The organism is Peribacillus sp. 05N428, from assembly GCF_056397085.1.
Genome location: NZ_JBFTMS010000006.1, coordinates 111,052 through 136,126 on the forward strand (window position 1 = coordinate 111,052; position 25,075 = coordinate 136,126).

At 39.9% G+C, this 25,075-nt stretch carries 20 protein-coding genes, 1 other RNA gene, 2 pseudogenes and 1 riboswitch; of the genes and pseudogenes, 3 read left to right on the forward strand and 20 right to left on the reverse strand.

Annotated features, from left to right (window positions below; translation table 11 throughout):
* Positions 1–4 precede the first annotated feature (4 nt).
* From AC1DIV_RS08175 to AC1DIV_RS08190, 4 genes are all read right to left on the reverse strand, one after another.
* Positions 5–3,718, reverse strand: coding sequence for a dynamin family protein (locus AC1DIV_RS08175; protein ID WP_477576162.1), 3,714 nt, complete (start codon positions 3,716–3,718; stop codon positions 5–7).
* A gap of 185 nt (positions 3,719–3,903) precedes the next feature.
* A complete protein-coding gene (locus AC1DIV_RS08180; RefSeq protein ID WP_202315735.1) occupies positions 3,904–4,068 on the reverse strand; it encodes a hypothetical protein in 165 nt (54 codons plus the stop codon).
* 147 nt (positions 4,069–4,215) lie between these two features.
* Positions 4,216–4,746, reverse strand: coding sequence for an isoprenylcysteine carboxyl methyltransferase family protein (locus AC1DIV_RS08185; protein ID WP_477576163.1), 531 nt, complete (start codon positions 4,744–4,746; stop codon positions 4,216–4,218).
* Positions 4,746–5,834 carry a type III polyketide synthase gene (locus AC1DIV_RS08190; protein WP_477576165.1) on the reverse strand — a complete coding sequence of 363 codons (1,089 nt, stop codon included), beginning with the start codon at positions 5,832–5,834 and terminating at the stop codon, positions 4,746–4,748. The genes AC1DIV_RS08185 and AC1DIV_RS08190 overlap by 1 nt, the downstream gene beginning before the upstream one ends.
* A gap of 315 nt (positions 5,835–6,149) precedes the next feature.
* Between AC1DIV_RS08190 and AC1DIV_RS08195 the strand changes: the two are divergent.
* Positions 6,150–6,233, forward strand: a pseudogene (locus tag AC1DIV_RS08195) (chemotaxis protein CheX); the annotation flags it as partial.
* Positions 6,234–6,727: 494 nt separating this feature from the next.
* Here AC1DIV_RS08195 and AC1DIV_RS08200 read toward each other — a convergent pair.
* Both AC1DIV_RS08200 and AC1DIV_RS08205 read right to left on the reverse strand, forming a co-directional pair.
* Complete coding sequence (locus AC1DIV_RS08200; RefSeq protein WP_477576166.1) at positions 6,728–8,041, reverse strand: nucleobase:cation symporter-2 family protein; 1,314 nt, start codon at positions 8,039–8,041, stop codon at positions 6,728–6,730.
* The gene (locus tag AC1DIV_RS08205) at positions 8,034–8,633 is read right to left on the reverse strand and encodes a xanthine phosphoribosyltransferase (RefSeq protein ID WP_340876805.1); all 600 of its coding nucleotides are present in this window, start codon (positions 8,631–8,633) and stop codon (positions 8,034–8,036) included. The genes AC1DIV_RS08200 and AC1DIV_RS08205 overlap by 8 nt, the downstream gene beginning before the upstream one ends.
* A 161-nt stretch (positions 8,634–8,794) precedes the next feature.
* A riboswitch (purine riboswitch) is annotated at positions 8,795–8,896 on the reverse strand.
* A gap of 514 nt (positions 8,897–9,410) precedes the next feature.
* Here AC1DIV_RS08205 and AC1DIV_RS08210 point away from each other — a divergent pair.
* Positions 9,411–9,677: pseudogene (locus tag AC1DIV_RS08210) on the forward strand (transposase); the annotation flags it as partial.
* Positions 9,678–9,849: 172 nt separating this feature from the next.
* Here the strand turns inward: AC1DIV_RS08210 and AC1DIV_RS08215 are convergent.
* The 11 genes from AC1DIV_RS08215 to AC1DIV_RS08265 all read right to left on the reverse strand — a co-directional run bounded on the left by AC1DIV_RS08215 (position 9,850) and on the right by AC1DIV_RS08265 (position 22,872).
* Positions 9,850–11,361 carry a carboxypeptidase M32 gene (locus AC1DIV_RS08215; protein ID WP_340876806.1) on the reverse strand — a complete coding sequence of 504 codons (1,512 nt, stop codon included), beginning with the start codon at positions 11,359–11,361 and terminating at the stop codon, positions 9,850–9,852.
* A 133-nt stretch (positions 11,362–11,494) separates the two neighbouring features.
* Positions 11,495–13,408: an ATP-dependent DNA helicase gene (locus AC1DIV_RS08220; RefSeq protein ID WP_340876807.1), complete on the reverse strand. Its 1,914-nt coding sequence runs from the start codon at positions 13,406–13,408 to the stop codon at positions 11,495–11,497.
* 230 nt (positions 13,409–13,638) lie between these two features.
* A complete protein-coding gene (locus tag AC1DIV_RS08225; protein WP_034307871.1) occupies positions 13,639–13,839 on the reverse strand; it encodes a cold-shock protein in 201 nt (66 codons plus the stop codon).
* Positions 13,840–14,032: 193 nt separating this feature from the next.
* On the reverse strand, positions 14,033–15,181 hold the full coding sequence (locus AC1DIV_RS08230; RefSeq protein ID WP_048688389.1) for a THUMP domain-containing class I SAM-dependent RNA methyltransferase: 1,149 nt from the start codon (positions 15,179–15,181) through the stop codon (positions 14,033–14,035).
* 621 nt (positions 15,182–15,802) lie between these two features.
* Positions 15,803–16,192, reverse strand: an RNA gene (gene rnpB / locus AC1DIV_RS08235) — RNase P RNA component class B.
* Positions 16,193–16,272: 80 nt separating this feature from the next.
* Positions 16,273–16,584 (reverse strand): cell division regulator GpsB, encoded by a 312-nt coding sequence (gene gpsB / locus AC1DIV_RS08240; protein ID WP_034307876.1) that lies wholly within the window; start codon positions 16,582–16,584, stop codon positions 16,273–16,275.
* 198 nt (positions 16,585–16,782) lie between these two features.
* On the reverse strand, positions 16,783–17,334 hold the full coding sequence (locus AC1DIV_RS08245) for an SLOG family protein (protein ID WP_289350344.1): 552 nt from the start codon (positions 17,332–17,334) through the stop codon (positions 16,783–16,785).
* Between the two features lie 66 nt (positions 17,335–17,400).
* Positions 17,401–17,964 (reverse strand): CotD family spore coat protein, encoded by a 564-nt coding sequence (locus AC1DIV_RS08250; RefSeq protein ID WP_477576168.1) that lies wholly within the window; start codon positions 17,962–17,964, stop codon positions 17,401–17,403.
* A gap of 453 nt (positions 17,965–18,417) precedes the next feature.
* The gene (locus AC1DIV_RS08255; RefSeq protein ID WP_477576170.1) at positions 18,418–19,674 is read right to left on the reverse strand and encodes a ribonuclease H-like domain-containing protein; all 1,257 of its coding nucleotides are present in this window, start codon (positions 19,672–19,674) and stop codon (positions 18,418–18,420) included.
* A gap of 36 nt (positions 19,675–19,710) precedes the next feature.
* The gene (locus tag AC1DIV_RS08260; RefSeq protein WP_477576172.1) at positions 19,711–21,987 is read right to left on the reverse strand and encodes a DEAD/DEAH box helicase; all 2,277 of its coding nucleotides are present in this window, start codon (positions 21,985–21,987) and stop codon (positions 19,711–19,713) included.
* A gap of 123 nt (positions 21,988–22,110) precedes the next feature.
* The gene (locus tag AC1DIV_RS08265; RefSeq protein WP_477576174.1) at positions 22,111–22,872 is read right to left on the reverse strand and encodes an alpha/beta fold hydrolase; all 762 of its coding nucleotides are present in this window, start codon (positions 22,870–22,872) and stop codon (positions 22,111–22,113) included.
* Positions 22,873–23,013: 141 nt separating this feature from the next.
* Here AC1DIV_RS08265 and AC1DIV_RS08270 point away from each other — a divergent pair, with 141 nt between their 5' ends.
* Complete coding sequence (locus tag AC1DIV_RS08270) at positions 23,014–23,466, forward strand: Hsp20/alpha crystallin family protein (RefSeq protein WP_048688374.1); 453 nt, start codon at positions 23,014–23,016, stop codon at positions 23,464–23,466.
* Positions 23,467–23,536: 70 nt separating this feature from the next.
* Here the strand turns inward: AC1DIV_RS08270 and AC1DIV_RS08275 are convergent, their stop codons facing one another.
* The 3 genes from AC1DIV_RS08275 to AC1DIV_RS08285 form a co-directional block, all read right to left on the reverse strand.
* Positions 23,537–24,139 carry a YppG family protein gene (locus AC1DIV_RS08275; RefSeq protein ID WP_477576176.1) on the reverse strand — a complete coding sequence of 201 codons (603 nt, stop codon included), beginning with the start codon at positions 24,137–24,139 and terminating at the stop codon, positions 23,537–23,539.
* 76 nt (positions 24,140–24,215) lie between these two features.
* Positions 24,216–24,584, reverse strand: a complete 369-nt coding sequence (locus AC1DIV_RS08280) for a YppE family protein (protein WP_048688372.1) — start codon at positions 24,582–24,584, stop codon at positions 24,216–24,218.
* Positions 24,585–24,653: 69 nt separating this feature from the next.
* A complete protein-coding gene (locus AC1DIV_RS08285; protein WP_048688368.1) occupies positions 24,654–24,929 on the reverse strand; it encodes a hypothetical protein in 276 nt (91 codons plus the stop codon).
* Between the last annotated feature and the right edge of the window lie 146 nt (positions 24,930–25,075).

The following is a 25,075-nucleotide window of genomic DNA, read 5'->3' on the forward strand; positions in this document are numbered from 1 at the left end:
GTTTCTATTTCGAATGCATTTTAGCCAATTCCGCTACAGCATTTTCATAATACGGTAAATCAACCGTTTCCTCCAATGCTGCACGTAACCCTGCAAAGATATCCGATACTTCCGTCTTAAACTCTTTTTGAATCGCGAGTAACTCTTGATCGAGGACTTCATTATACATTTCGTAAATCCGCTCACCCTGTTTTTTTGCATATATAAGGGCAGGTTCATCCAAACGCTTCTGAAGACCTTCGCTCATTTTCGCTTTTTCATTCTTTTCAAAGAAAGATTTTGGATTCTTGAATAATGCCAATTCCTTTTTGAATTCCCCTGTATCCAATTGGGCAAAAGCTCCAGTGAATTCAAGGGATTCCCTCTCATTGGGTTCATATGGCTGTAATGAAAGGGTTCTTCTTATTTTTTGCATTTGCTGAAGCAAACTGCCCTGTTTCTCATCCAGTAATTTATTTACGAACATTTCCGTCCTTAAAGCCGTAGCCCGCATTTCCTGGGCAAGGTCAAAGCCTAACGCATCCAATAAGTTCTTCATCGATTGCTTGAGGACAATTTTCAGGTCGCCTCCATCATCTTTTAAAACAGCTGGATTGAACGATTCTTTGAAGAAATCATTAAACCGGAAGAAGACCCGTTGTTTACTATAGAAAGTCAATTCGTCTATCTCTTTTTTCAACCGTTGCTTTTCGGCATCCCCTTTAATGACTGAAAGGAGTTCCGAAATGGCCTGTGACTCATGAGAAAGGGTCTCCAGGGCTTTTCGTTTCGCTTTCTCATCCTGTCTGGAAGCTGTAATTACATCTCGTAGCAATTCTTCGGTTCTTTTTACGGCCGCTTGAGCCGATTCAATCGCAAGTCCAGTTAAATCGTTTTCTATGAAAGAATCGAATTGGCCTTGGAATTCCATGATTCCGCTATTAGGAAGGAATGAATGCTTAAACGAACCAGGCGTTTGTTTTTCCATCAACGCCCCCTTACTCGTAAGCGGGAACAGTTTTGGAAAACGGATACCGAATCCATTCAATTGATCTGTGACATAATCCATCACTTCGTCCAATTCGTCAGTCGTTTGTGCCAGGTCGACGGCATTGACGATGAAAAACATCTTATCCATAGCGAAAGAATCTTTCACACGTCCAAGCTGTATCAGGAACTCCCTGTCTGCGCGGGAAAATGGATGATTATAATAGGTCACAAATAGGATGGCGTCCGAATTCTTTATATATTCGAAAGCTGCTCCTGTATGGCGTGCATTAATCGAATCGGCCCCAGGTGTGTCAACAAGGACCATCCCCTGCTTTGTCATTTCACAGTCATAACGCAATTCGATCAGATCAACAAGACATGACTTGGACTCTTCCGCAGCAAACCGTTTAAATCCTTCAAGGTCTACCGTAACCACATTTCCTAAATCATTTTGGTACTCGGGAAGCCCTTGATGAAACGCCCTAAGAAACGATAAGTGCGTTTTACCCTTATCAACTTCCCCTGCCTTCGCAATGATTTGCCCTGCTAGTTGAAGTGCTTCATCCAGAGTCTTTGCCGATTTATCAAAAGCTGCCAATGCCAGGCTTACATCCTCCAACAGCATCGCTTCGGTCTTTAATTTGACGGTTGCCGTTCCATGTGGATGCTCAGCGTCCGAAGACATGATTTTGTTGATTGCGGCAGTTGTCGGATTTGGTGAGACAGGAAGGACGCTTTCTCCCATCAAAGCATTGGCAAAGGAAGATTTACCCGCACTGAATGCACCGAAGAGGGCAACCGTGAACGTCTGTTGTTCCAAGCGATTTGCCTTCTCTTTCAATTCTTTATAAAGCGATTGAAACCCTCTCAGAGGTTGGATCAGCTCGGCCGCCTGTTTTAAACTCGCTGCAGTTTCCATCAGCTTTTCTTTTCCGCGTAAATCAGTAGCATCAGATGAAGATACAGTCACGGAAGGTACAGCTTCCTTGATTTCTTTAACATGATCACTTACAGATTGTTCGTTGACGGACCTTGAATTACTTACTTTATCGGTTGTCATGATTTTGACTGTAATGTTTTTTTCCTCTTCATTCCATTCAGTTAACAGCATATCGATTTCACGCTCATCGACCAATGATTCAGTTTGATGGGCAATGGCCTCTAAACGTTCCGTTTGGTACTCGATTTCCGCGTTCATCGCAGCAGTAACTTTAAGAGCTTCCGCAAATTCAGAAAAACCTTCAAGTTCCTTATCGATGGACATGGACTGCTGTTCCACTATTCCTTCCATAACGGTAACCATATCATTCAAAAATCCTTCTGATACATCACGTGCTTTCTTTTTGATGGCAGATGCCAAATCATTCGTATAGTTTAAAACGTATTCACCCGTAATATCGACTTGAGGCTTCAAAGAGTTTTTTATGTAAGATTCCGTTACCTCGATCTGAAGTGCCTGAGCCTTACTTTCAAGTGTTAAATCATGGATTTCCGCTTGATTAAGCGTTTTAACCGCCAGTTCTTTAAGATGCCATTCAAGCTGGGTTTTCACCTTTTCTTGTAGATCGCTCAAGAACGCCTTAATACGTGCCTCACGTTCGGCATCTGTTTTTTTCTTGGCAAATAATAGACCCATTTTAAAGTCCGGCTGAGCCGATTCCAAGAATGATTTACCTAGGTCCCGTGTTGCCGCCGGCATGATGTATGCGCCTTTTAAAATGGTTTCCAATGCATCGGCATATTGGCCCTTGATTTCCTCTATGCGTCCAGTCAATGATTTTTTTTCTTTCAATAGGCTGTCCACCTGATTCGTCAGGTGTATCCGCTCTTCATGAGGCAGTTCTGATAATACTTCAAAATCATCGGCATGTTCCTCTTCATACTGCTCCTTCAGCCAATTAAGATGTCTTTCGACAAGGGCATTAGCCGATTGCATGATGGCATCTTTCCCATCATTTAAACCTTTGCCCGCCATGTCATATATGAATTGCTTGACCACTTCTATTTCATTTTCGGTATTGTTCAAGTCTCTTACGGATGTATAAAAAATACCATCAGGATATACATTCCAGTTCGCAAAAGCTTCAGAAACGGAAAGCTTGAAGTCTTGAAATCCAAGCTCGTTCTCATCATGCTTATCGATCATATTGATAATTAAGTATGTCGGTTTTTCAGCCTCCAACAATTCTTTCGTGAATAGGAAGTTCACTTCTGATTGAACGTGATTGTAGTCCATGACATAAAAGACGACATCAGCTAGATGCAGGGCAGATTCCGTAGAAACTCTATGTGCATCGTCTGTCGAATCGATTCCTGGCGTATCCATGATCGCACATGAATCCGGCAGTGAAAAATCATTGGAACTTATCGTTATTGCCGATACTGAATCTCCATCCTTGGCAAATTTCTTGACCTCTTTAAAATCATAAGGTGCAGGAAATAAGACTGGTGGCTGATGATGGTAAAAGACTTTGGCATAGTCTTCCCCTTTTTGTACCTTTACCGTATTTGCACTCGTAGGAATCGGACTTGAAGGCAATACTTGATCACCAAGGAGAAAGTTGATCATACTAGATTTCCCCGCTGAAAAATGCCCGCAAAAAGCAATGATGAACTCCTCATTATTCACTTTCATGATTAACTGTTTCATTTTATCTGCATTGCCTGTATCACCTGCCGATTGAAATTTCTCATACATGGCAGTCAAAATTCCCAATTTGGACTGTTGCTTTAATGTTTCTTGAATCATGAATCCATACCCCTTAATCTATCGTCATTTTGATATTCTTATTGTAAACGATTTCGTTTGTTATTCATACCGTCAGCTTTATTTTTACTATATGATTCATTACAGGCCATGTTCAAAAAAAAACCACCAATTGGTGGATTCGCGCAATTTGATCATATTAGAATGCAAAAAAAAAACCAGGATGTTTACCTGGTTGTTGGGGTGGGGTTAAAAGCAGCTCGGTTTTCCATTGGTGACTCGGTATAAGGTTTTACTGCCTTTGCCGGTTTTTGAATATTATTCAATACATGTTTCATCACAAAACCATATGTAGCGATTGTCAATAAAATGAATACCCAAACCATTACCAACACCATCCTCTTTTATATTGATTAGCTTTTAGTTTTTAGTTTTTAGTTATAGTAAATGTTCGAAATCCGAATGAGAATAATTTTCATCTTCATTTAGAATCTTATCACGAACGATAATCATTTTCAATAAGTAATTAAATTTTTTTATTATTCTCCCTTAAAAACCGTAGAATATTCCGTGTGTTCCTTTAATGCCTTCTCTTCCAGTGGGATTCTTACCATCATCATCCAAACATTCAATAAACTAAAGATGATAGCAGTATAATATGCATTGAATAATAAGGAAATAACTAAAATCTCAGTTGCCACTATGATATAGTTCGGATGTTTGAAAAATTTATAAGGACCTTTAATGACTACATCGGCATCAGGAACCACTATGATTTTTGTATTCCAATGTTTTCCCAATGAACGGATTACCCAAATCCTTCCTGACTGCGCAATTAGAAAAAGGGTCAGCCAAATCGGCCAAAGTCCAGATATACCCCTTTCAAGGGCGCTCACTTCAATAATGAGAACAATAAAAAAACTAAGATGCATTAGAACCATCCATTTGTAATGGGACTCACCGTATTCTATTGCTCCTCCAGCTTTCAACTGTTTTTCATTTTGTTTGGCGATATATAATTCAACAAGGCGCTGTATAGCGATCAAGATAATGAAAATGGCGAAGATCATCACTTCCACCTCATTAACACAAGTTCAGATGAAAACCCAGGCCCCAATGCAGCAGCCAGTCCCACCTCACCTTTATTCCCGCCCCGCTCCATGAACCTCTCCAGAACGTACAAAATAGTTGCTGAGGACATATTGCCGAATTCACGCAATATGCTCATTGACTCTGCCGTCATGCTTTCATCGAACCCGAGGGCTTCGTGATAAGCATCAATTACTTTCTTGCCTCCAGGATGAGCGATGAAATTTTTTACATCGTTTAGATCGAATCCATTCTCCATTAAGAACTCTTGAACATTAGGTTTAAGCCAATCCTTGATGATTGTAGGGATATCTTTCGAAAAAATAACGTATAACCCTTGATCTTTAACATCCCACCCCATAACATCCAATGAATCCGGCATAAGCGTCGATTGCGAATCCAAAAATTGCAAATGTCTAACTTTTTTTGAAAACTGTTCACTCGGCACTTCATCACCGCAAACCAAAACACAGCTTACTCCGTCGGAAAATAAGGAAGTCCCAATTAAATTGCTTTTGGAGATATCATTCCTTTGAAATGTCAGACTGCATAACTCCACGCTTAAAACAATGACCTTCGCAGTCGGGTATGCTTGGCAATATTCAAAAGCACGTGATAGGCCACTCGCTCCCCCTGCACAGCCAAGCCCCCAAATCGGAATCCTTTTAGCATGCGGATTAAATGTAAGTTCATTCATTATCCTGGCATCAATGGTCGGGGTGGCAATCCCCGTGCTTGAGATAAAGAAGAAAGCATCTAGCTCGTTTGCCTGCAGTCCTTCTTTTAAAAATTCTGTGTTGGCTAAGCATTTTTCTATAGCTTCTTTCCCAAATTTGATTGCCTGCTGTATATATAAATCATTCCGATCGGCAAAAGAATGATCCTCTTTAAACCAATCAAGATCATTTGAAAAATATCGATTTTCCACTTGTCCATTCTTAAAGGCCTTTAGTAACCGTTCTATATTCTTAAATGATGCCCCAAATATTTCTCTCGAAAATTCCATGATTTTTTCTTGTGAAAGCAAATGTGGCAGCTTTACATGAGATGCAGATAATAAATATGGCATGATTCCACCCCTAATTATTCATGATATGGTTAATATACCCACCAGGACATCAATTATGCTTTATAGCTAAATGGTTATATGTATAGGCATTTAATAATATTTTTTTAAATTTTCATCTAAATAACTAGGTAATTAAAAATAAAGAATATAACCCATACAAGCGGAGGAATACTTCCACGAATATCACCTTTCATGCCGACAAGGACGCTAATGGATTTCCTGTACGAAAGGCTGTCTTTTGAGGTACGGCTTTTGAATATCCAAGGAATAACGGAGTTAATGATCGAGGGAACAAACGGATGGGCTGAGTAAAACGGTGAAATCATGTTTGGCATGCCGTTAGAAGGTGAAATGCTTAAATCCTTTGCAGCAGAATTCGGCAGCATGCTTGCCGGTAACTATTACCGCCTCTTTAGCAGGAGACAAAGCATTGATTGGTATCATACCCATATGGGCAATATCGATTAAAGGGCGAGGTACCCTTCATATCATCTTAATAATCGAAAAGTATTCACGATAAAATAAAACCCCCTTACCTATAATTTGGTAAGGGGGCGCTTTCAGTCTTCTTTCTTTACTGAAGATTGATTTTGCACTTGTATAATGATGTTTTGAAACTCCTCTTTTCCACACACACTGCACCTATACTCATGGCTTAGTATGGTCCGGCAATGAATACAATATTTTTTCTCCATCCCTATCACTACTTTCCTGAACATATACTATCAATATATTCAAAAAGTGAAGAGAGTTTCCTTTTATCTGACAAAACTCCAAATTCATTATCAATGATATGCTTCGGCCCTAAAAAAAATGCCCAAAATCCTCTTCAACTGAGAATTTTGGGCATGTAAATGGGTGAATCTATCAAGATTACCCGAATCTATTTTTAATCAGGCTACATTTTGCCTTTCAATACGAGCTTCCTTCACCTTCCCTTTTGTAGGGATGATGTTAAAGACGATATTCAAGAATATGGCTGTCAAACTTCCGGCAACAATACCGTTTTCCGTTAGGATTTGAAAGCTTTCCGGAATTTGCGCAAATAGCTCAGGAACGACGGTCACCCCTAGTCCCATCCCTACTGAACAAGCGATGATCAATAAATTTTCTTGAGAAGCAAAATCCACTTTGCTCAACATCTTAATTCCAGCGGCAATTACCATCCCGAACATCGCCACCATTGCACCGCCAAGCACGGATGAAGGGATAATTGTCGTGAATGCACCGATTTTTGGAACAAAACCTATGAAAATAAGAATGCCAGCCGTTGTGTATATGACATTTCTTGTTTTAATGCCTGACAATTGAATCAAGCCCACATTTTGTGAAAAAGCTGTATACGGAAACGCATTGAACAAACCGCCAATCATGATGGCAAGTCCTTCAGAACGATATCCGCGAGCCAGATCGTCTTCTGAAATCTCTTTGTCCGTGATTTCACCAAGAGCATAATAAACACCAGTCGATTCCACCAAGCTGACGATCGCCACCAACGTCATTGTAATGATTGCCGTGACGTTGAATGTCGGGGTTCCAAAGTAGAAAAAATGAGGCATATGCAGCCAAGTGGCACTGACAACCGAGCTAAAGTCCACTTTCCCAAGGAAGAAAGCTGCAAATGTTCCTACCAACAGCCCCAATAAAATAGAGATGGAGCGTACGAATCCTGATGAGAATTTATACATGAATATAATGAATAACAAAGTTCCGAAACCAAGAGCTACATTATTCAAGTCTCCGAAATCAGCAGCTCCTTGGCCACCACCAAGGTTGTTGATGGCAACAGGAATGAGCGTAATGCCAATAATCAAAACGACCGATCCAGTGACAATGGGTGGGAAGAACCTTGCCAGTTTTCCGAAAAACTTACTAATGATAATGACGATCAATCCCGACGCCAAAATAGATCCATAAATGGAGTTGATTCCATATTGCGTACCAATTGCAATCATCGGGCTTACCGCTGTAAATGTGCAGCCCAGGACGACCGGAAGCCCAATTCCAAAGAATTTATTTTTCCATACTTGCAATAAAGTTGCTATCCCGCACATCAAAATGTCTATCGAGACTAAATAAGTTAACTGCGCTGCAGTCAATCCCAGCGCCCCACCGACTATCAATGGAATGACGACTGCACCGGCATACATGGCAAGAACATGTTGTAATCCTAATGAAGCAACTTTTAATGGTGATTGATTAGACATTGACGGCTTCTCCTTCCTTTTCCTCAGCAAACGTTATCTCACCGAATTTCAACTCAGCAATCCGTGCAAGTGATTCCACTTGAAAACCTTGTTCCCTAAGATCCTTACCACCGCTTTGGAATGCTTTTTCAATCACGATCCCGATTCCGGCCACTTCTGCTCCAACCTGCTTACAGATTTCCACCAAACCCCGGGCTGCCTGTCCGACAGCAAGGAAGTCATCGATGATCAAAACCTTATCTCCAGCTTCAATATATTTATTGGAAACCGTAATGGTATTGGTTTCTTTTTTTGTAAAGGAATGAACGGACGCCGTTACTAAATCATTTGTTAAAGTAAGTGATTTACGTTTACGGGCAAAAATGAGCGGAACTTCCAATTCCAGCGCAGCCATCAAACCAGGTCCAATGCCAGAAGATTCAATTGTCAGCACTTTCGTTATTTCCTTTTGTTCGAAACGTTTTACGAATTCTTTACCAATTTCTTTCATTAACATAGGATCCATTTGATGATTTAAAAATGAATCTACTTTTAAAATATCTTCTGATAAAGCTTTACCCTCGGACAAAATTTTATCCTTTAAAAGTTGCATGAAGGTTCCTCCCAATCTTGGATGTTTATTGACCCATAAACCATGCAATTGTTTCCAGGCATATAAAAAAGCCCAAGAAACATTGCGGCACTTTTTTGGAGTGAAGCAATACTTCTTGGGCATGAATGAAAAATGAATCAGCAAAAGCCTTCATTATGCAACAAGATCTATTACTCACCCATAGTCGAATTATTTACGGTAATCCGGTAGAAACTTGCAGGCCATATCCCTGCTATTATACGAGTGAAACTTAATATTTTATTAATATATGAATTATAACAACGCTGACTCTATTTGAAAAGTTATTTTTGTTAAAAACCGAACTTTCAATTAAAAAAATAAGTCATCATTCGTATTATTAGAAAATTGTGAAATCACTAACCCTAAACAGGAATGGATTTACCTATAAAGAAAAAACATCGCGCCTGCGGGGTCTCCCCTGGACTAGTTTTCCCGCAGGAGTCTCGCACACCCGCTCCAATCAACTTTGTTTTAACTTTTAGATAGAACCCTTTTGCCTAAAGTCTTGATTGTTTATAAATTTATAAAACTTGAGGGAATGAGGATGCTTTCTATTATGATTCTTTTCAGCGAAATCAACTTGAAATGATTACTTTAAATCAACTTGTGCCAGCGAATCGTGAAATGGAGGCTGCCATTGACTTCTTTTTCATTTATGATTTGGTGAAAGGTATGTATTCAGAGGTAGGACGCCAAAGTATTGATCCAGTTATATCAGTTAAACCGCCCTTTGGGTGAACTATTAATGTACTCCACGGCTATCGTGAGTACAAATCTCCAAAACACATCTGTGCAACATCCTCATCTTTATCACAGTGTACAAAAAGAATATCTGGCAAACATATGTGGAAGAAGCACATCATCTGCGTCATCATTAAGATGTAAAAACTATATATGCGAAACGTAAAGAAACGATTGATCGTGTATTCGCATATGCAAAAGAATGGTATGCAAAAATTGTCGATGCAGGCGATGCTTACTTTCGCTGCGATTTTTTTAAAAAAGATGGCCAATTGGACATAGTAAGGTCCAAAAAATGGCCTAACCTAGTGGGTTTGTAGAGCCCCAATCTCTTATTTTTAGGCGGAAATTTAAAGGGAATTTCAAAAGGGGTTCGGAATTTTTTAATTCCGGACCCTTTTGTCTACAAACTGAGAAGAGCTTGACATTTAATGCAAGTCCTTCTTCCTTTTATTCATTTGATTTTATAAACTTCTTTATATTTATCTTCAAGATACTTTATTAAATACTGAACATTCAGGCCTTCCCCTGTCGTTTCTTTCAAAATCTCCAAAGGTTTTTTTGCTTTTCCATATTTATGTATCTTTTCATTAAGCCATTCCCTGATTGGCGCAATATCCCCCGCTTCCAACAGTCCATCAAAATCAGGCAAATCTTTAAGCATCGCTTGCTTGATTTGGGCTGCATACATATAGCCCAATGCATAAGAAGGGAAATAACCAAAGCTGCCATCTGCCCAGTGTACATCTTGCAACACGCCCATGGCATCATTTTCAGGAACTATTCCCAAATAATCCTTGTATTTTTCATTCCAGACTCCCGGTAAATCCTTCACTTCAAGTTCTCCATTAAAGAGAGCCTTTTCCAGTTCATACCGAATCATTATATGCAGAGGATACGTCAGTTCATCTGCTTCAATACGGATGAACGATGGTTTCGATTCGTTAATGCCCCGGTAAAATTCATCCAGCGTCACGTCATTGAATTGTTCGGGGGCATATTCTTTTAATAAGGAGAATTTATTTTTCCAGAAGCTATGGTTCCGTCCAATGAAGTTTTCGAAAAATAAAGATTGTGATTCATGGATCCCCATGGATGTCCCGGAATCAAGAAGTGTTCCGGTTAACTCATTGGCGATATTCTGTTCATAAATGGCATGTCCACATTCATGAATGGTACCAAAGATTGCCCCCCTAAAATCATTTTCATCGTATCGGGTCGTCACCCGGACATCGCCCCTATTTATTCTAATTTCGAAAGGGTGAACCGTTTCATCCAGCCTGCCAGCCTTGAAATCGTATCCTAGCTGTTTTAGAATTTCCAAGTTGAGTTGATGCTGTTTTTCTTTAGGAAATTCTTTATAAAGGAACCCTGTTTCAGGTCTATGTTCGCTTGTTGCAATCTGTTTTACCAAAGGAACGATTCTCGACCGAAGCTCACTGAATACGCTGTCAAGTACATCTACAGTCATGCCTGGTTCATACATATCCAAAAGGGTATTATATTTCGTCCCTTCATATCCCCAGTATTCTACAAACCTACGGGTATACGCTACAATTTGCTCCAGATAAGGTTGAAATAAAGAAAAATCAGCTTTTTCCCTTGCCTCTTCCCATGCACTTTCAGAACGCGATTGTAAAATGACGAATTCCTTATATTCGTTAGCAGGAATTTTCTTATTCCTTTCAAAATCTTTCTTACACTCTTGCACCATTTTATTAGTCGTTTCACTAAGAGGCTCCATCGAAAGTTCTGCAATGAAGGATTCCATTTCTTTACTTGTGCTCATATTAAACACCTCGGAGGAAAGCACCCCGATAACTTCGGAACGCTGCTCAACACCCTTTTTCGGTGCACCTGTACGCAAATCCCAAAAAATTAACGCGAGTGCTTCATTATACGCCGAGATTTTCTTTACATATTCTTTAAACTCTTTTTCTATCAGATCGATACCCTTTTTTGTCATATTCACTGCTCCTTCCAACTACACTTTACCATATTATACAAAAATCATTCCTATCAGAACCACTCCGATTAACAAATTAAAATAAAAAAAGAACCAAGGGGCACCTTGGCTCTTTTTAATGGATAGAATGGAGTTAAAGCGTTACAGGAAGAATGGATACAATCTTCTCTTTAACCTGCTCCGAAATATCCTTATCAATCAAAATCTGGACTGTCCCCGAATCATTGCTCGTCCTGATCAAACGCCCTATTCCTTGGCGCAAGCGAAGGAGCATGTATGGAAGGTCCACTTCTTCAAATGCGTCGGTAACCGAGTTGCGTTTGGCCTCGAAAACTGGATCGCGCGGCGGGAATGGCAGGGAGTGTATCACAACATTTTGTAATGAAGGCCCTGGAACATCAAGCCCTTCCCATAAATGATAGGAGAATAGGACAGATTGCTCTTCCTCTTGGAACTTTTTAACCAGCTCGCTGATTTCCGCTTCCCCTTCAAAATAAAATGGATAAGAAGACATTGGGCAGTTTTCCTTGAACCAATGCAATTCTTCTTTTGACTGGAACAACACGAGTGTTCGACCTTCATTTTCCTCAATTGTCTTCATCGTATATTGAAGTTTAGCCAATTGATTTCCATTTTCGAAGGCAGGCATGTTCATTTTCATGACTTCATCGTAATCAAACGGTGATTCAACGGAGAAGCTGTCATACTTTTCTATCCCTAAACTATCTGCAATGTATTGGAAGGATTTATTATCCGATAATGTTGCCGATGAAAAAATGTAAGGGATTTTTTTAGAGAATACCTGTTCAGACAAAATATCCTGTACGAGCCTTGGCATGATGACCAATGTTTTGGTCATTTCATTTTCTTCAAACCAGGAAACGGCCTGTTCATCCTTTACAAATAGAGAAAGGGAGTAGCCCAGCTGCTCTAAATATTCTTCCGTCACTTTTAAATCATAATCATTGATCGTGTACATTTCCGCTTCAAAAACTAGGTTCTCCTCTAATTCCTCAACCTTTTTGTGAAGCTTATGGGCAAAGCTTGTAATTTCTTTGGACATTGGGATTTCATAACGATTAGATCCGCTGACATGTATCGCTTTTTCATCCAACAAATCAAAAAATTCTTCATTGATATCAATTAAATCCTCAATGATGTATAAGGTTTCTTCACGAACCTGATTGGCTGTAAGCAATTCTAAAACCGAGGCAAGGGTTTGTTCCCCAACTTTATAAGTTAAAGCCTTTTGAGCAGCAAATTCCAATAAGTGACCTTCATCAAAGACAACGCAGCTATGATCTGGCAGCAATGGTAACTGTCCTTCACGCTTACGCTTTTCCTTGGTCCATACATGCTCCATGAAGAAGTCATGTGAACAAATGATCAAATCACTTGATTTTCGATAGTGGTCCCGTGATAGGGTTTGCCCGCATCGATGTCGTTTATCACAAGTGAAACAGTTTTGGAGTTGATCCCAGCCAACTTTAGACCAGTCTTCATCATTTAAATATGGGTACTGTTTACGGTCCCCATATGCTGTATAGGCGTTCATGGATGAGTTATCATGGACAAACTTGGGAAGTTCATCATATAGTTGATCTATTCCCTCTGAATCTTCATGATTCACTGCGTAATCCAACTTCTTTAGACATACATATTGATCGTGGTATTTGGCAAGCCGAACATCCACTTCAATACCTAAAGCATTCTTGATTTTTTGGATGTCGCCTTCCTCTTTGACCAGCTGTTCAATCAACGTTTCATCTGCACACGAAATAATGGCCGGTTTATTCGTATATCTCGCATAACAAATCGCATATAGTAAATAGACCAATGTCTTACCGGTCCCTACCCCTGCTTCAGCAAAACTTACATTCTTTTCCTTAAAGGCTTTTTCTAACTGAAATGCCATGAAGATTTGTTCGTCACGCAGCTCAAATCCTTTTTCGGGAAGAATATCGTAAAAAACATCACCGATCCATTCTGAAAGCTTATCGTAAAAAGAATCTTCCTTTGTTACCGAAAAAGGCAGTGTTTTAAGCATCCTGGTCTCCCCTTTTATCTATCATCAGTGTATAGAATTCGAATCATTATAATCTTAGGCAAAAGTATATTATCCTTTATTTCACATTAATAGTCAAGATATTTACCAACCATTAGAAAATGAAACGTTATTATGTATGTTTTTTCTATGCATGCTGCCTGGTTGCCCCATTCGTAAAATAAAAGACAGGCTCCAAAAGAGAGCCTGTCTGTAAATAATATAGGGTTGAATTAAGCTTTGTTTACGTTTGATGCTTGTGGTCCACGTTGACCTTGTTCTACATCAAATGTAACGTCTTGGCCTTCTTCAAGAGTTTTGAAACCTTCGCCTTGGATAGCTGAGAAATGTACGAATACATCGTCTCCACCTTCACGTTCGATGAATCCAAAACCTTTTTCTGCGTTAAACCATTTTACTTTACCTTGTTCCATTTTTGTTGCCTCCTAGTGTGTTCTCCACACATTATATTACTATCCTTGTTCAAAAGAATATTAAGGTATTCCTTAAATCTGAACAAAAATAATTCATTATTAGAATAACAGAAAAGGAAATGATAAGCAAGACTGGAACCTATTATGAATAAATCGTCCTGACTAGCAAAATCCTCCGTTATATTCTACCTACTTATTCACCTTGAGGCTGTCTTGGCGGCCTTTTCCCCCAATATTGATAAAGGTCAGCACGGATGAAACCATTGAACAATTTCCTTTTTTTCGTTGCAGGCTTACCATAATGCTGTTCGAAGTCAGGGTTGGAGGTAATCATGTATACTGACCATGTATCAAGCTTCTTGAAGGCTTGGCCCATTTCCCTATACATCTGCTCAACCGCTTTTTTCTCACCAAGACGTTCTCCATAAGGCGGGTTCCCGACAATGACACCATACTCTTTCCTGGTCGAGATATCCCTCACCTGCATTTGTTTGAATTCAATCAGATCACCAAGACCGGCTTCAAAACTATTAGCTTTAGCTATATCGACCATTCGATGGTCAATATCACAACCGGTTATGTCCAAGTACTGATCATAATCGGCTAAATCTTCAGCCTCGATCCGTGCTTCATCCCAAACCTTGCTGTCCATCCATGACCAAGTTTCAGATACGAATTCCCTATTAAACCCCGGTGCTATGTTCTGACCAATTAAGGCCGCCTCGATGGGAATCGTTCCAGATCCACAAAATGGATCTATGAAAGGTTTATCCGCTTTCCAATTGGTCAGCATGATTAACGCAGCCGCCAATGTTTCTTTAAGAGGTGCCTCCCCCTGCCCGGTTCGATATCCCCGTTTATGCAAACCTGCACCTGAAGTGTCTATGGTAAGTGTCACAACATCTTTTAAAATAGATACTTCAATTTTAAACAAAGGACCAGTCTCGGCAAACCAAGACACTTGCTTGTATTTACTTTTCAATCTATCAACAATTGCCTTTTTGACAATTGCCTGACAATCAGGGACACTGTAAAGCTTTGACTTAACGGATTTTCCACTCACGGGAAACTCGACATCGGCCGATAAGTAATCTTCCCAATTCAATGCCTTTGTTTTTTCAAACAACTCATCAAATGAATATGCTTTAAATTCCGCGACTTTAATTTTCACCCTATCGGCAGTGCGCAACCATAAATTAGAGCGGGCAATGGCGGATTGATCACCTTTATACGTGATTTTACCATTTTCGACTTGACAATCGTAACCAAGATCCCGAACCTCCTTGGCAACAATTGATTCCAATCCCATTGCTGATGTTGCGATAATATCGAATTGTTTCATTAATTCTGCACCTTCTTTCCATTAATCCAAATCAATGGCACCTTTTCACGAATTTCTTCATTTATGTATTTTAGAAGCAGGCATTGATTTTTTACATGTAAACCTTATTTAAAAGGTCCACCGCCTTTTATCTTGTCGTTAGAATTCTTCATTGTTGGCCTAGCTACTATCATGATCATATAGCGGGAACATCTATGGATTACCGTGAAATAAAAGCTTTACTCTATTATCACTGCACCTTAAGATAATCGCTGCAATTATATGCTTGAAATCATCCAAACCAATTATGTATGGTTCCCATCCATAATCCACCTTCATTTTTAGGGCTAACAGAAGAGTTAAGGAACCTTTATAAATAGGATACCCAGAATCAAGGAAATGCTTAACATTCCAACACTATTTTTAAAAACGTTTCCGAAGACTTCATTCAAGCCATTTTCTTTCCGCTGGACACTTTTCGAATGGAATGAAAAACTTGCCAAGTTCTTAGTTTAACACAGCGGAGTTTCCGAAAACGAAAAATAAAAGGAAATGCCCAATCTTTTTATATTAGGGCAATTTCCATAAACAAAAACTCTCCTTTTAAAAGGAGAGTTGTGCTTTTGGTGTAATATGATAACGTTTTGTAAGCCATGTTTTGTTCCTCAGTACTGCAAGCGACTCGCGTCTCGTACTTCGGCGGTAATCATCTATCTACAGAAGCATGTGCTCCTGTCCTTCTCCTCGTTCATTTCCAAGGAAGAAAGCGCCCCTACCATTAATTTGGGTTTCTCGCTCGTGGGGTTTACCTCGTTCCACCCTTTACATTTCTGTAAAGGCTACGTCACTGTGGCACTTTTATAGGTATTCATGCCATATCCAAAAGGACTTAGGCATTTTCCCAGCCGTCAGCAATCCAAGATTGCTGCCCAAGCTTATTTTTTCGCCAGGCACGAACACTACGGACATCGCAGTCCGTGCGAGCATGGACTTTCCTCTACTGCATAAATGCAGCAGCAATTACCCAAACGTTAACATAACATAATTGATTATACTCCATTATTCATGAAAACACAATACCAAAATAATTTTTACTTTTACAATGCAAAACCTCAATCAAAAAGCTTGTTACCAAAAACGTGCTTTTCCAAGTTGGATAACCGTTTAAGGATGTCAAAGTTAGTGGTTCCCGGGGTGGCACTTGGAGCAGGTTGATTTGGACGTTTTGTACTCTCATCGGCTTGTTTTTTCAATTTAAGATTTTCTTGTTTAAGATCTTCAATTTCCTGATGGAACACTTCATAATCTTTAATGATCAGATCCAGGAATTGATCCACATCTTCGGGTTTATACCCGCGCATGGCTGTTTTAAAATCTTTTTCAAGAATATCTTTAGCCGTTAATTTTATCTTATCGGATAGCATAAGACTTCACCTCAATACTTTCGCCAATACAATCGACTTTTTATTATTTTTTCAAATCTGCTTGGGTTTGTCAACGAAACACCTTTTTGTATCTTACTGTTTCAGTGAACGGTATGTATTCCCATTAAAACTGTATCTAAATTTCATAATAATATGATTATGCTTTAGAAACAACTTTTAATCCATAATTATTTTCTCTCATTCTTCGGACCAGCTCGCTTCTTCCGCAGCCGATTGCAAATCATCAAAGTTTATCTGAAAGATGGGGTATGGCTGTGTTTCAGCTTTTTTCAACGCTTCGAAATAAGGATATCGGGCTGATCCTTCTTTTTCGGCTTCGAAAATGATGAGCATGGCATCGCTTTTATGGACCATATACCTATTTTTGATTTTAAGCTGTTCGGGCCCTTCATATGGTTTGTTAAAAATCGATTCAACAAAATCGGCACGGGCCAATATGGATCGGTAAAACTCTTGATTCGTTTCATTCCATGACTCTTCCTGTTTCAGGAAAGGAGTAAGCACACCTAATTTAAGCTGATGAAATTCTTCCTGTAATTCGAAAACCACTTCGGCACCCCATAGTTCCGTACCCAACTGACCTGAGATGATCACCCATTCCAGCCCATCTTCCACCAATGGCAGGAGACGCTGTTTCATCGCTTTTTTTATATATTTTACGGCTTCATGGTCATTTTTAAATATACCGAATTCAAAAGCTTTGTAGCCGGTCATATACAAAACCTTCATTGCATAGTCAATCTCCCTTTTAACATGATTATGTAAGAAAACAAGGGCTTAATAAGCCCTTATTTTTTAGTATCCAAAATGCCTAGGCGGACAGCCTGGGTTATGTGGCGGCCTTCCACAGATCAAGTGTTGATTATAGCACTCGTTCACAACGGATTGAGTATGCGGGAAATAATGCTTAAACGTGTTTACATGTTTATTGACATTTGTAGTATGTGATGGATGAACGACAGGAATCACTGTGTTCGATACATTCGTATTGACATATTGCTGTGTTGGAGAGACTTGCGCTGGGGCAACTTGAGATGGAGATGTTTGTGTTGGACCATATTGCGCTGGAGACACAGCCGATGGACCATATTGCGCTGGAGACACAGCCGATGGACTATAGGCTCCCATTACGTTAGAGTTTTTACCGGTTGACGCCCCCATTACGTTATTGGGGTATTTACCGGTTGATGCGCCCATTACGTTATTGGGGTATTTACCGGTTGATGCGCCCATTACGTTATTGGGGTATTTACCGGTTGATGCGCCCATTACTCCAGGTGCGTTCCCGTATGCTCCCATTACATTGTTGGATACTCCCATTACATTGGGTTTATTTCCTCCACAATTACGAAAAAACATTTATAATACGTCCCCTTTCATCATGATAAGTTTAGTCTTACCATTACAGACTATGAAAAAAAGGGGATACGTGTACTGATGAAATGACCTAATTATACAGAATAAGTATAAAACGATGTATGGCTGTCGATAAGTACACTATTATATGAATGCTATTTCTTCAAATGTACTGAGGGTAATTTTCTACAAAAAGGAATAGAGACTGTCTTTTAATGAAGTAAATAAAACAATCGTTAAACAAAGGACAACAAAAAATAGAAATAAAGTCGTTTTATACATTTCTTCGCTCCGCTTTCACCTTGAATTTATGATGTAAAGGAATGAAATGAACGCTTCCGAATTTCACCCTCAACTCTTTTCATTTTACACATAATAGTTGAAGGCTACAATAATTGTATACATATTTTTTATTTTCATCCTTTAGCACTAAAAGACCATTTCAATTCCCATATTTTATACAGAAATACCCTTAGATTGCTCTTTCTTTTCGAGCCGCTGGATCCTCTTTTCCAATTCCAACTGTTTTTTCCCTGGCAAGGTCCCTTCCCTCACCATTTCTTGATGGGCGATTATTGAACATTTTAGAGCAAGACCGACTTCCTTAAATTGATGTTCGTATAATTTTGCACATTCAATCTGCGCCTGTATCCTTATTTGCACCTTCCCTTTTAAGGCGACTTCCTTCCAAATTTCCAACGCTTCATTGAATTGTTTTTGCTTCTTTTTCTGGAAGGCTAAGGCATGGCCAGCTATTATCCGCTCTTCCTCATTACCCGCTTCCAATATTTTTTGATATGTCTCAACTGACTCCTCTTTTTTTCCCAAATAGTCGAGCCATCGTGCAATCTCCATGGACTCTTCCGTATATCCATCGATTTGGAGGATTTTTCGGGACAAATGAATATACAATGTGATCAGTGATAGGATATCCCATTCATTATGCTTCATGATCCCAAACAGAATTTCCGGATTCTTCCTCTCAACAAAATCAAAATATATCATCGGTGCCAAATATCCAGGAATATCATCCTCTCTTTGTACACCTAGAATATCTGTTTCGACCGCAGATAATTTCACTCGCTCCAATTTGTTTCTCCAAAGGCGTCTTGAAGCATGATACAAATCGAAATGTCCGAACTCCGGTAGTTTTGGTACATGTTCTTTTATCAAGGTATGTCTTGTTTTTAGCTGAGGCCAATCAAAGGATTTACCATTATATGTGACAAGGGTTTCGTAATTGATGTTTTCCAGAAAGCTTTGATAAAGCGGGATTTCACTTCCAGGCTGCGGAAGGATATGTTGCTTCACGACAACTTCTTCACCTTCTAAATACGCATAGCCAAGTAAAAAAATGGTATTGCCCGCTCCGCCTCCAAGCCCTGTCGTTTCCGTATCGAAGAAAAACAGATCTTCACTTTTAACGCCCTTGGCGGAGAGTGGATGCTCCAATGAAGCTTGATTCCACTCTTTTACGACCTTTTTCAGCTCGGAAAATGCATATAAGCCGTGTTTGTGATTTATAGGGTAGCGGACTTCCCTAATGAAACAATAGTCACCATCGAAATGAAAGGAAACGGTATCGTTCTCCAGCCACTTTTCAAAGTAAGGAATTTCTTCATTCTCTTTCTGGTCAATTACTTCTATAGGAGAAGTATGTTTCTCTAGGTTCATATGGGTTTTCATACGGTTTAGTTTATTTTTTAAAGACATGAAATTACACCTCTTTTCACGGATCACTGTAATCTATTAATGTTTTTGCTTACAAAATTGACCTAATAATTGTTTGGCATCACTCTTGGCTGTTTTCGTTGCGGATTCCGTTCCGATACAGGAGGGACAGCCGCTTTCACAAGTGCAATTCTCGATCATTGATATTGTTTCCATCAGGATGACTTCAGAGTTTTCATATACTTTATCACTTAACCCTATGCCACCCGGATAACTATCATAGATGAAAATGGTCGGTTTTTCATTATGCGCTGCCTTAACCTGCGGATACACATGGATATCATGCGGATCGCACATAACATATAGCGGAATCATGTAATTTAGAGCATGGGAGGCTCCTATCATTCCTTGTTCTATTCGATTTTCGTCCCAATTGAATATATCAGAATCCATGGAAAGCATGGCCGAACTCGTATGCAGCTCCATCTCCGGAAGACTGATTGGTCCTGACCCAATATTTTCATGAGTTTCGAATTTGATTTTCTTGAAGATCGTAGGCATTGCCCGGATTGCAACATCACCAAAAGCAGCTGCTGTGGAAGCGAAAGATCGCTGTTTATCGACTTCCAATACAGACAACTGGACAGCAAGGTTAGCATCCGTATAATAGTCGACATTGACTTCTCGTACATAAGCTTTCTTTTCATCCCAATCAAGTTCTTCCACCTGAAATTGAATTCCCTGGTGCAAATAAATGGCTTCATCGTGGAGAAGGGTCATTGCACTGAACGTATCCATTTCCCCGATGACCCGATTAACCGGTGCATTCGTTTGGTCGATGATCACGACATTTTCCTGTGCGGCTGAACGCAGGCTGATATTGCTTGCGGGAAAAGCATCATTCATCCAATGCCATTTGTCCCCATTCAAGTGCAAGACCCTTTCATCTGTAAGGAATTCAAGAACGTCCATAATCTCTGTTTTCCCAAATGGATCGCCTTTTTTAAATGGCAGCTCATATGCTGCACATTTCACATGATCAACCAGGATCAAAAGATTATCCGGATTGATTCTTGCCGTTTCTGGATTTCTGGTAAAGAAATAATCGGGATGCTGTACGATATATTGATCAAGGGCACTGGAACTGCCAACCATGATGATCAATGCTTCACCATGTCTTCTTCCTGCCCGTCCCGCCTGTTGCCAGGCACTCGATATGGATCCGGGGTAACCAGTCATTATGCATACCTGAAGCTGGCCTATATCGACACCCAACTCAAGTGCATTTGTGGATACCACTCCATAAATGGAACCATCCCTGAGGCCTTGTTCAATTTCCCTACGCTGTGTTGGCAGATATCCGCCGCGATAGCCCCTGATTGATTTTGGCCCCAATTGCTTTGACACAAGTTCCTGTAAATATGTCAATAGAATTTCCACACGAACCCTGCTTCGCGCAAAAACGATAGTTTGAATTTTATTTTTCAAAAATTCATTTGCCAGCTTCCTGACTTCCAAAACCGCACTCCTGCGTATGTTCAGCGGTTTATTGACTATTGGGGGATTGTAAAACACAAAATGCTTTTTCCCACTCGGGGCTCCGTTATTATCGATAAGGACCATTTGTTTTTCCGTAAGCTCTTCTGCTAACTCTTTTGGGTTATTGATCGTTGCGGAAGTACAGATGAATACAGGGTCACTTCCATAAAAATTGCAAATCCTTTTTAACCTTCTAATGACGTTGGCTGTATGACTTCCGAAAACGCCGCGGTAAATATGAAGTTCATCGATGACCACATACTTCAAGTTTTCAAATAAAGAGACCCATTTCGTATGATGGGGCAGGATTCCTGAATGGAGCATATCAGGATTGGTGATCACGATATGTCCGGCCTGGCGGATTTTTTGCCTGATATTTGAAGGTGTGTCCCCGTCGTATGTATAACTATTTATTTCAGCATCCATTTCATGGATCATTTCATTCAATTCGCTTTTTTGATCATAGCTCAGTGCTTTTGTCGGAAAAATATAAAGCGCCCTGGTTTTTTCATCTTCCAGTATTTTTTGAAGGACCGGCAAATTATAGCATAATGTTTTACCAGAAGCTGTAGGTGTGACCGCTACAAGGCTATTGCCGCTGACAGCAGTATCAAATGCAGATGCCTGATGGGTATACAACCCATTTATTCCCCGTATTTCAAGAGCATGCTTGATCTTATCATTCATTGCATCGGGAAAAGGAACATGTTTTGCCTCTTTTGCTTCAATGACTTGCCAATGTACTATATTATCTTTAAAATCTTCATTTGTTTTTAGATCCTTGATGACTTCTAATAAATTTTTTCGCAGTTTCATTTAACCACCTCATACTCCTATTCTACCGAATGAACGTTCTATGCAAAAGGGAAACTATTTCCTATTCAAAAAAAAAAGCTGGAAACGTCAACATCTCGTTTCCAGCCCGGTCATTTTTTTCATTTAATTTTTCTCGACAAAGCGAATGATTTCTTCGATTAGTCTGCCTGGAGCTTCCAACATTCCCATATGGCCGCTGCCCTTAAGTATTACTTCATTGATATGGCTCCCTTTTACTGAAAAGGTTTTTTCAACGGGAATCACCTTATCCTGTTCACCTGCAACCAAAAGGACAGGCAACTTCGTATCTTTGAGAACATGATTTCTGTCTACTCTGTTCCTCATGGCATGTAAAGACCCTATCGCACCAATTTCACTTGTTTTATATCCGATTTCCTTTGTATGTTCAATATTGGGATCATCGGAATTAGCGAAAAGCTTTGGTATAAGTCCGTCAATGAAAGCAGGGATTCCCTCACTTTCGATTTTCTCGACTGATTTTAAGCGTCCCGCCTTACCAGTCTCATCATCCGGGAAAGCGGTGGAATGTACCAATGAAAAACCAGACAATTTCCCAGGAAACCTTTCTGCGAATGCCAAGGTGATATATCCCCCTAGCGAATGACCAAACATATATACCTGTCCGATTTCCAGTTCTTCCAAAAATGATGCAATATCAGCAGCCATATCTTCAATCGAGAAAGATTCCCCTATTTCTTCACTTGCACCATGTCCCCGTAAATCAACGGCAATTACCCGATATTCTTCCTTTAATCCAGCAATGATGTCACTCCAATATTCATGGCTTCCGCAAAATCCATGGATAAACAACAATGTTTCCTTTCCTTTCCCGGTATCTATGTAGGAAAGCTTGCTATCTGTCATATTAATCCCTCATTTCCTTTATTAATCATTCAGTACCGTTATTCCCTTTGGACCTGAATCTGAAACCCAACAGTCCATTCACATTTCTTCATTCCTCACATAGCTTATAGGCAAAGGAATTTTTTAGAAAGGAGCACCGTGATGACCTCTTCTGAAAAAAATAATAATCGGAATCGAATAGAACCCTTTTCCCATTTCATTAACAAAATGGATCGGCTGTTTTCCGAAAGGCCTCCTAAAGGCATGTTGAAATCTCTTGACGATTTCTTCGGTTCGGCGAAAGAACGCAGCTTTCCGGTTGATATTCACGAAACGCATTCAGAATATACCCTTACTGCCACCTTGCCCGGAATTCCACGCAGCCAAATATCAATTGATGTACTGGCCCATGCCGTAACCATATCTGCAAAGCATGTAGATAGAAAGCATAAAAATCAAGGATTGTTCCAAAAGGAAGTTTCAGCCGGTACTTTTTCAAGAACCATTTCCTTTCCAAAACCGATTGATGAAGCAAATGTGACCGCTCGACATCGCGATGGCATCCTCACGCTTCACCTACCCAAAATCAGGGGGAATCGGATTGAAATCCATTAGGCATGAATAAAAGCAGACTTAAAAAAGTGGCTGGTCACTTGTAAGTCTGCTTTTTTCTTTTATTCACCATCTATGCCTTGAAGAAGCCCCCTACTCCTTTGACCATTGAAGATACTTGGGAAACTGTATTCATCATTTGTCCAGCTGTATTCATCATCTTCGTTATATCCATGGAGCCATCTTGTGTTTTAAATTGATTCATGACCGATTTGAAACCCGATGGCTGGGGTTTTTGCATGAACTGCTGCTTTGGATATGGATTATGAGCCTGCTGCTGACTTTGCGGAGGTCTTTTAGCTGGCTGTAACGGATTTGCGAACGGACTAAAAGCTTGCGGATGAAGATTGGACTGGATTGGCTGCATTTGTGCCATTGGCTGCATTTGTGCCATTGGCTGCATAACACTGTTGCCCGGATAAGCTCCCACAGGCATCGCCTGCTGCGGGACTGGTTGAAATGGGTGATATGCTGCCTGCTGATAAGGATCATGATATGGCGTCACATAGCCCCCTGTATCCTGGTGATGATATGGATACATAAATGGTTGTTCAAGATTATGATCATTTGGCGGAGGATACGGCATTGGCTGTTGGTATCCTCCCCAATTTTCCGGCATTGATTGAGGAAACTGTCCTTGATTTGGGGAGATTTGGTTATAACCGGATCTCATCATGTCAATGAGCCCTCCTCTTTTTCATTACATGGTTCTGATAATATATGAAAAAAGAAGGAATAAAGTGTAGGTGTTTTTATGATAAAATCCGATCGATTTCCGTTTTTACATTATTAAGGATGAATTCGATCGACTGGACATGGCTTTTAAATCGCTTATAACTTGTTTTAGGAAAAAATGCCTGAACGGCCACATCAGAAAGGTTATGGGCGGTTTGTTCGATTTGCTCGGGGAAAAGATGCCTAAATTCGGTTTCTTTCATCCACTCCTTCATTCCGGTTTCCCATTCGATGCATACGGTCATGACCTGATCTGCAAACGGCTTTACTTCCGAAAAGAAATCCTTTTCCTTTCCTTCCAGGCGTACACCCTCATAAATATCATCTGCCTGGTCCGTATATTTAATCAATTGTTCTGTTAATAGCTGCAGTTTTTCTTTTTGCACAATATATTCCTCCGTACATTTGTTTCCCTTAGTATAATCCAGTTCTTCATAAAATGAAATTCCTGCGGATTATACGTGCAATTCAGTGAAAACCTTGTGTTTTATAATTGTTTTTTCCGGAACAATGGAAAAGGAGTGGTTCACACCTTCAGCATTCACCCAATAATCCTCGGCTTTCTCAATGGCTTCCTGGGCTTCATTAACTAATGTATATTGTTCCGCCCATAGTTTACACCGCACTGTATTTACAGTTTCCCCATATGAAATTTCCAAACGATCCAGGCTGGTACTGATCTCAGCTATCATCCTTAATATCTCTTCTGTTGCGACACTTTTATTGACCATGCTGATCCCTCCCATTCTTTACCTGTACTATTCTTTTTTTTATCTGAAAGCCCTTCATGACTGACAAAACTAGAAGCGAATCGGCAAAGAAAGTGCAATTCACTTAATTTATTATGCCCTTCGACAACAATGGCAGAATGAAGAAT

Bases quoted from the DNA above. Each gene is read 5' to 3' on its own strand.
- AC1DIV_RS08175 (WP_477576162.1), bottom strand. From the start codon at position 3,718: ATGATTCAAGAAACATTAAAGCAACAGTCCAAATTGGGAATTTTGACT.
- AC1DIV_RS08185 (WP_477576163.1), bottom strand. From the start codon at position 4,746: ATGATCTTCGCCATTTTCATTATCTTGATCGCTATACAGCGCCTTGTT.
- AC1DIV_RS08190 (WP_477576165.1), bottom strand. From the start codon at position 5,834: ATGCCATATTTATTATCTGCATCTCATGTAAAGCTGCCACATTTGCTT.
- AC1DIV_RS08200 (WP_477576166.1), bottom strand. From the start codon at position 8,041: ATGTCTAATCAATCACCATTAAAAGTTGCTTCATTAGGATTACAACAT.
- AC1DIV_RS08205 (WP_340876805.1), bottom strand. From the start codon at position 8,633: ATGCAACTTTTAAAGGATAAAATTTTGTCCGAGGGTAAAGCTTTATCA.
- AC1DIV_RS08215 (WP_340876806.1), bottom strand. From the start codon at position 11,361: ATGACAAAAAAGGGTATCGATCTGATAGAAAAAGAGTTTAAAGAATAT.
- AC1DIV_RS08220 (WP_340876807.1), bottom strand. From the start codon at position 13,408: ATGCTTAAAACACTGCCTTTTTCGGTAACAAAGGAAGATTCTTTTTAC.
- AC1DIV_RS08225 (WP_034307871.1), bottom strand. From the start codon at position 13,839: ATGGAACAAGGTAAAGTAAAATGGTTTAACGCAGAAAAAGGTTTTGGA.
- AC1DIV_RS08230 (WP_048688389.1), bottom strand. From the start codon at position 15,181: ATGAAACAATTCGATATTATCGCAACATCAGCAATGGGATTGGAATCA.
- gpsB (WP_034307876.1), bottom strand. From the start codon at position 16,584: ATGCTATCCGATAAGATAAAATTAACGGCTAAAGATATTCTTGAAAAA.
- AC1DIV_RS08245 (WP_289350344.1), bottom strand. From the start codon at position 17,334: ATGAAGGTTTTGTATATGACCGGCTACAAAGCTTTTGAATTCGGTATA.
- AC1DIV_RS08250 (WP_477576168.1), bottom strand. From the start codon at position 17,964: ATGTTTTTTCGTAATTGTGGAGGAAATAAACCCAATGTAATGGGAGTA.
- AC1DIV_RS08255 (WP_477576170.1), bottom strand. From the start codon at position 19,674: ATGTCTTTAAAAAATAAACTAAACCGTATGAAAACCCATATGAACCTA.
- AC1DIV_RS08260 (WP_477576172.1), bottom strand. From the start codon at position 21,987: ATGAAACTGCGAAAAAATTTATTAGAAGTCATCAAGGATCTAAAAACA.
- AC1DIV_RS08265 (WP_477576174.1), bottom strand. From the start codon at position 22,872: ATGACAGATAGCAAGCTTTCCTACATAGATACCGGGAAAGGAAAGGAA.
- AC1DIV_RS08270 (WP_048688374.1), top strand. From the start codon at position 23,014: ATGACCTCTTCTGAAAAAAATAATAATCGGAATCGAATAGAACCCTTT.
- AC1DIV_RS08275 (WP_477576176.1), bottom strand. From the start codon at position 24,139: ATGATGAGATCCGGTTATAACCAAATCTCCCCAAATCAAGGACAGTTT.
- AC1DIV_RS08285 (WP_048688368.1), bottom strand. From the start codon at position 24,929: ATGGTCAATAAAAGTGTCGCAACAGAAGAGATATTAAGGATGATAGCT.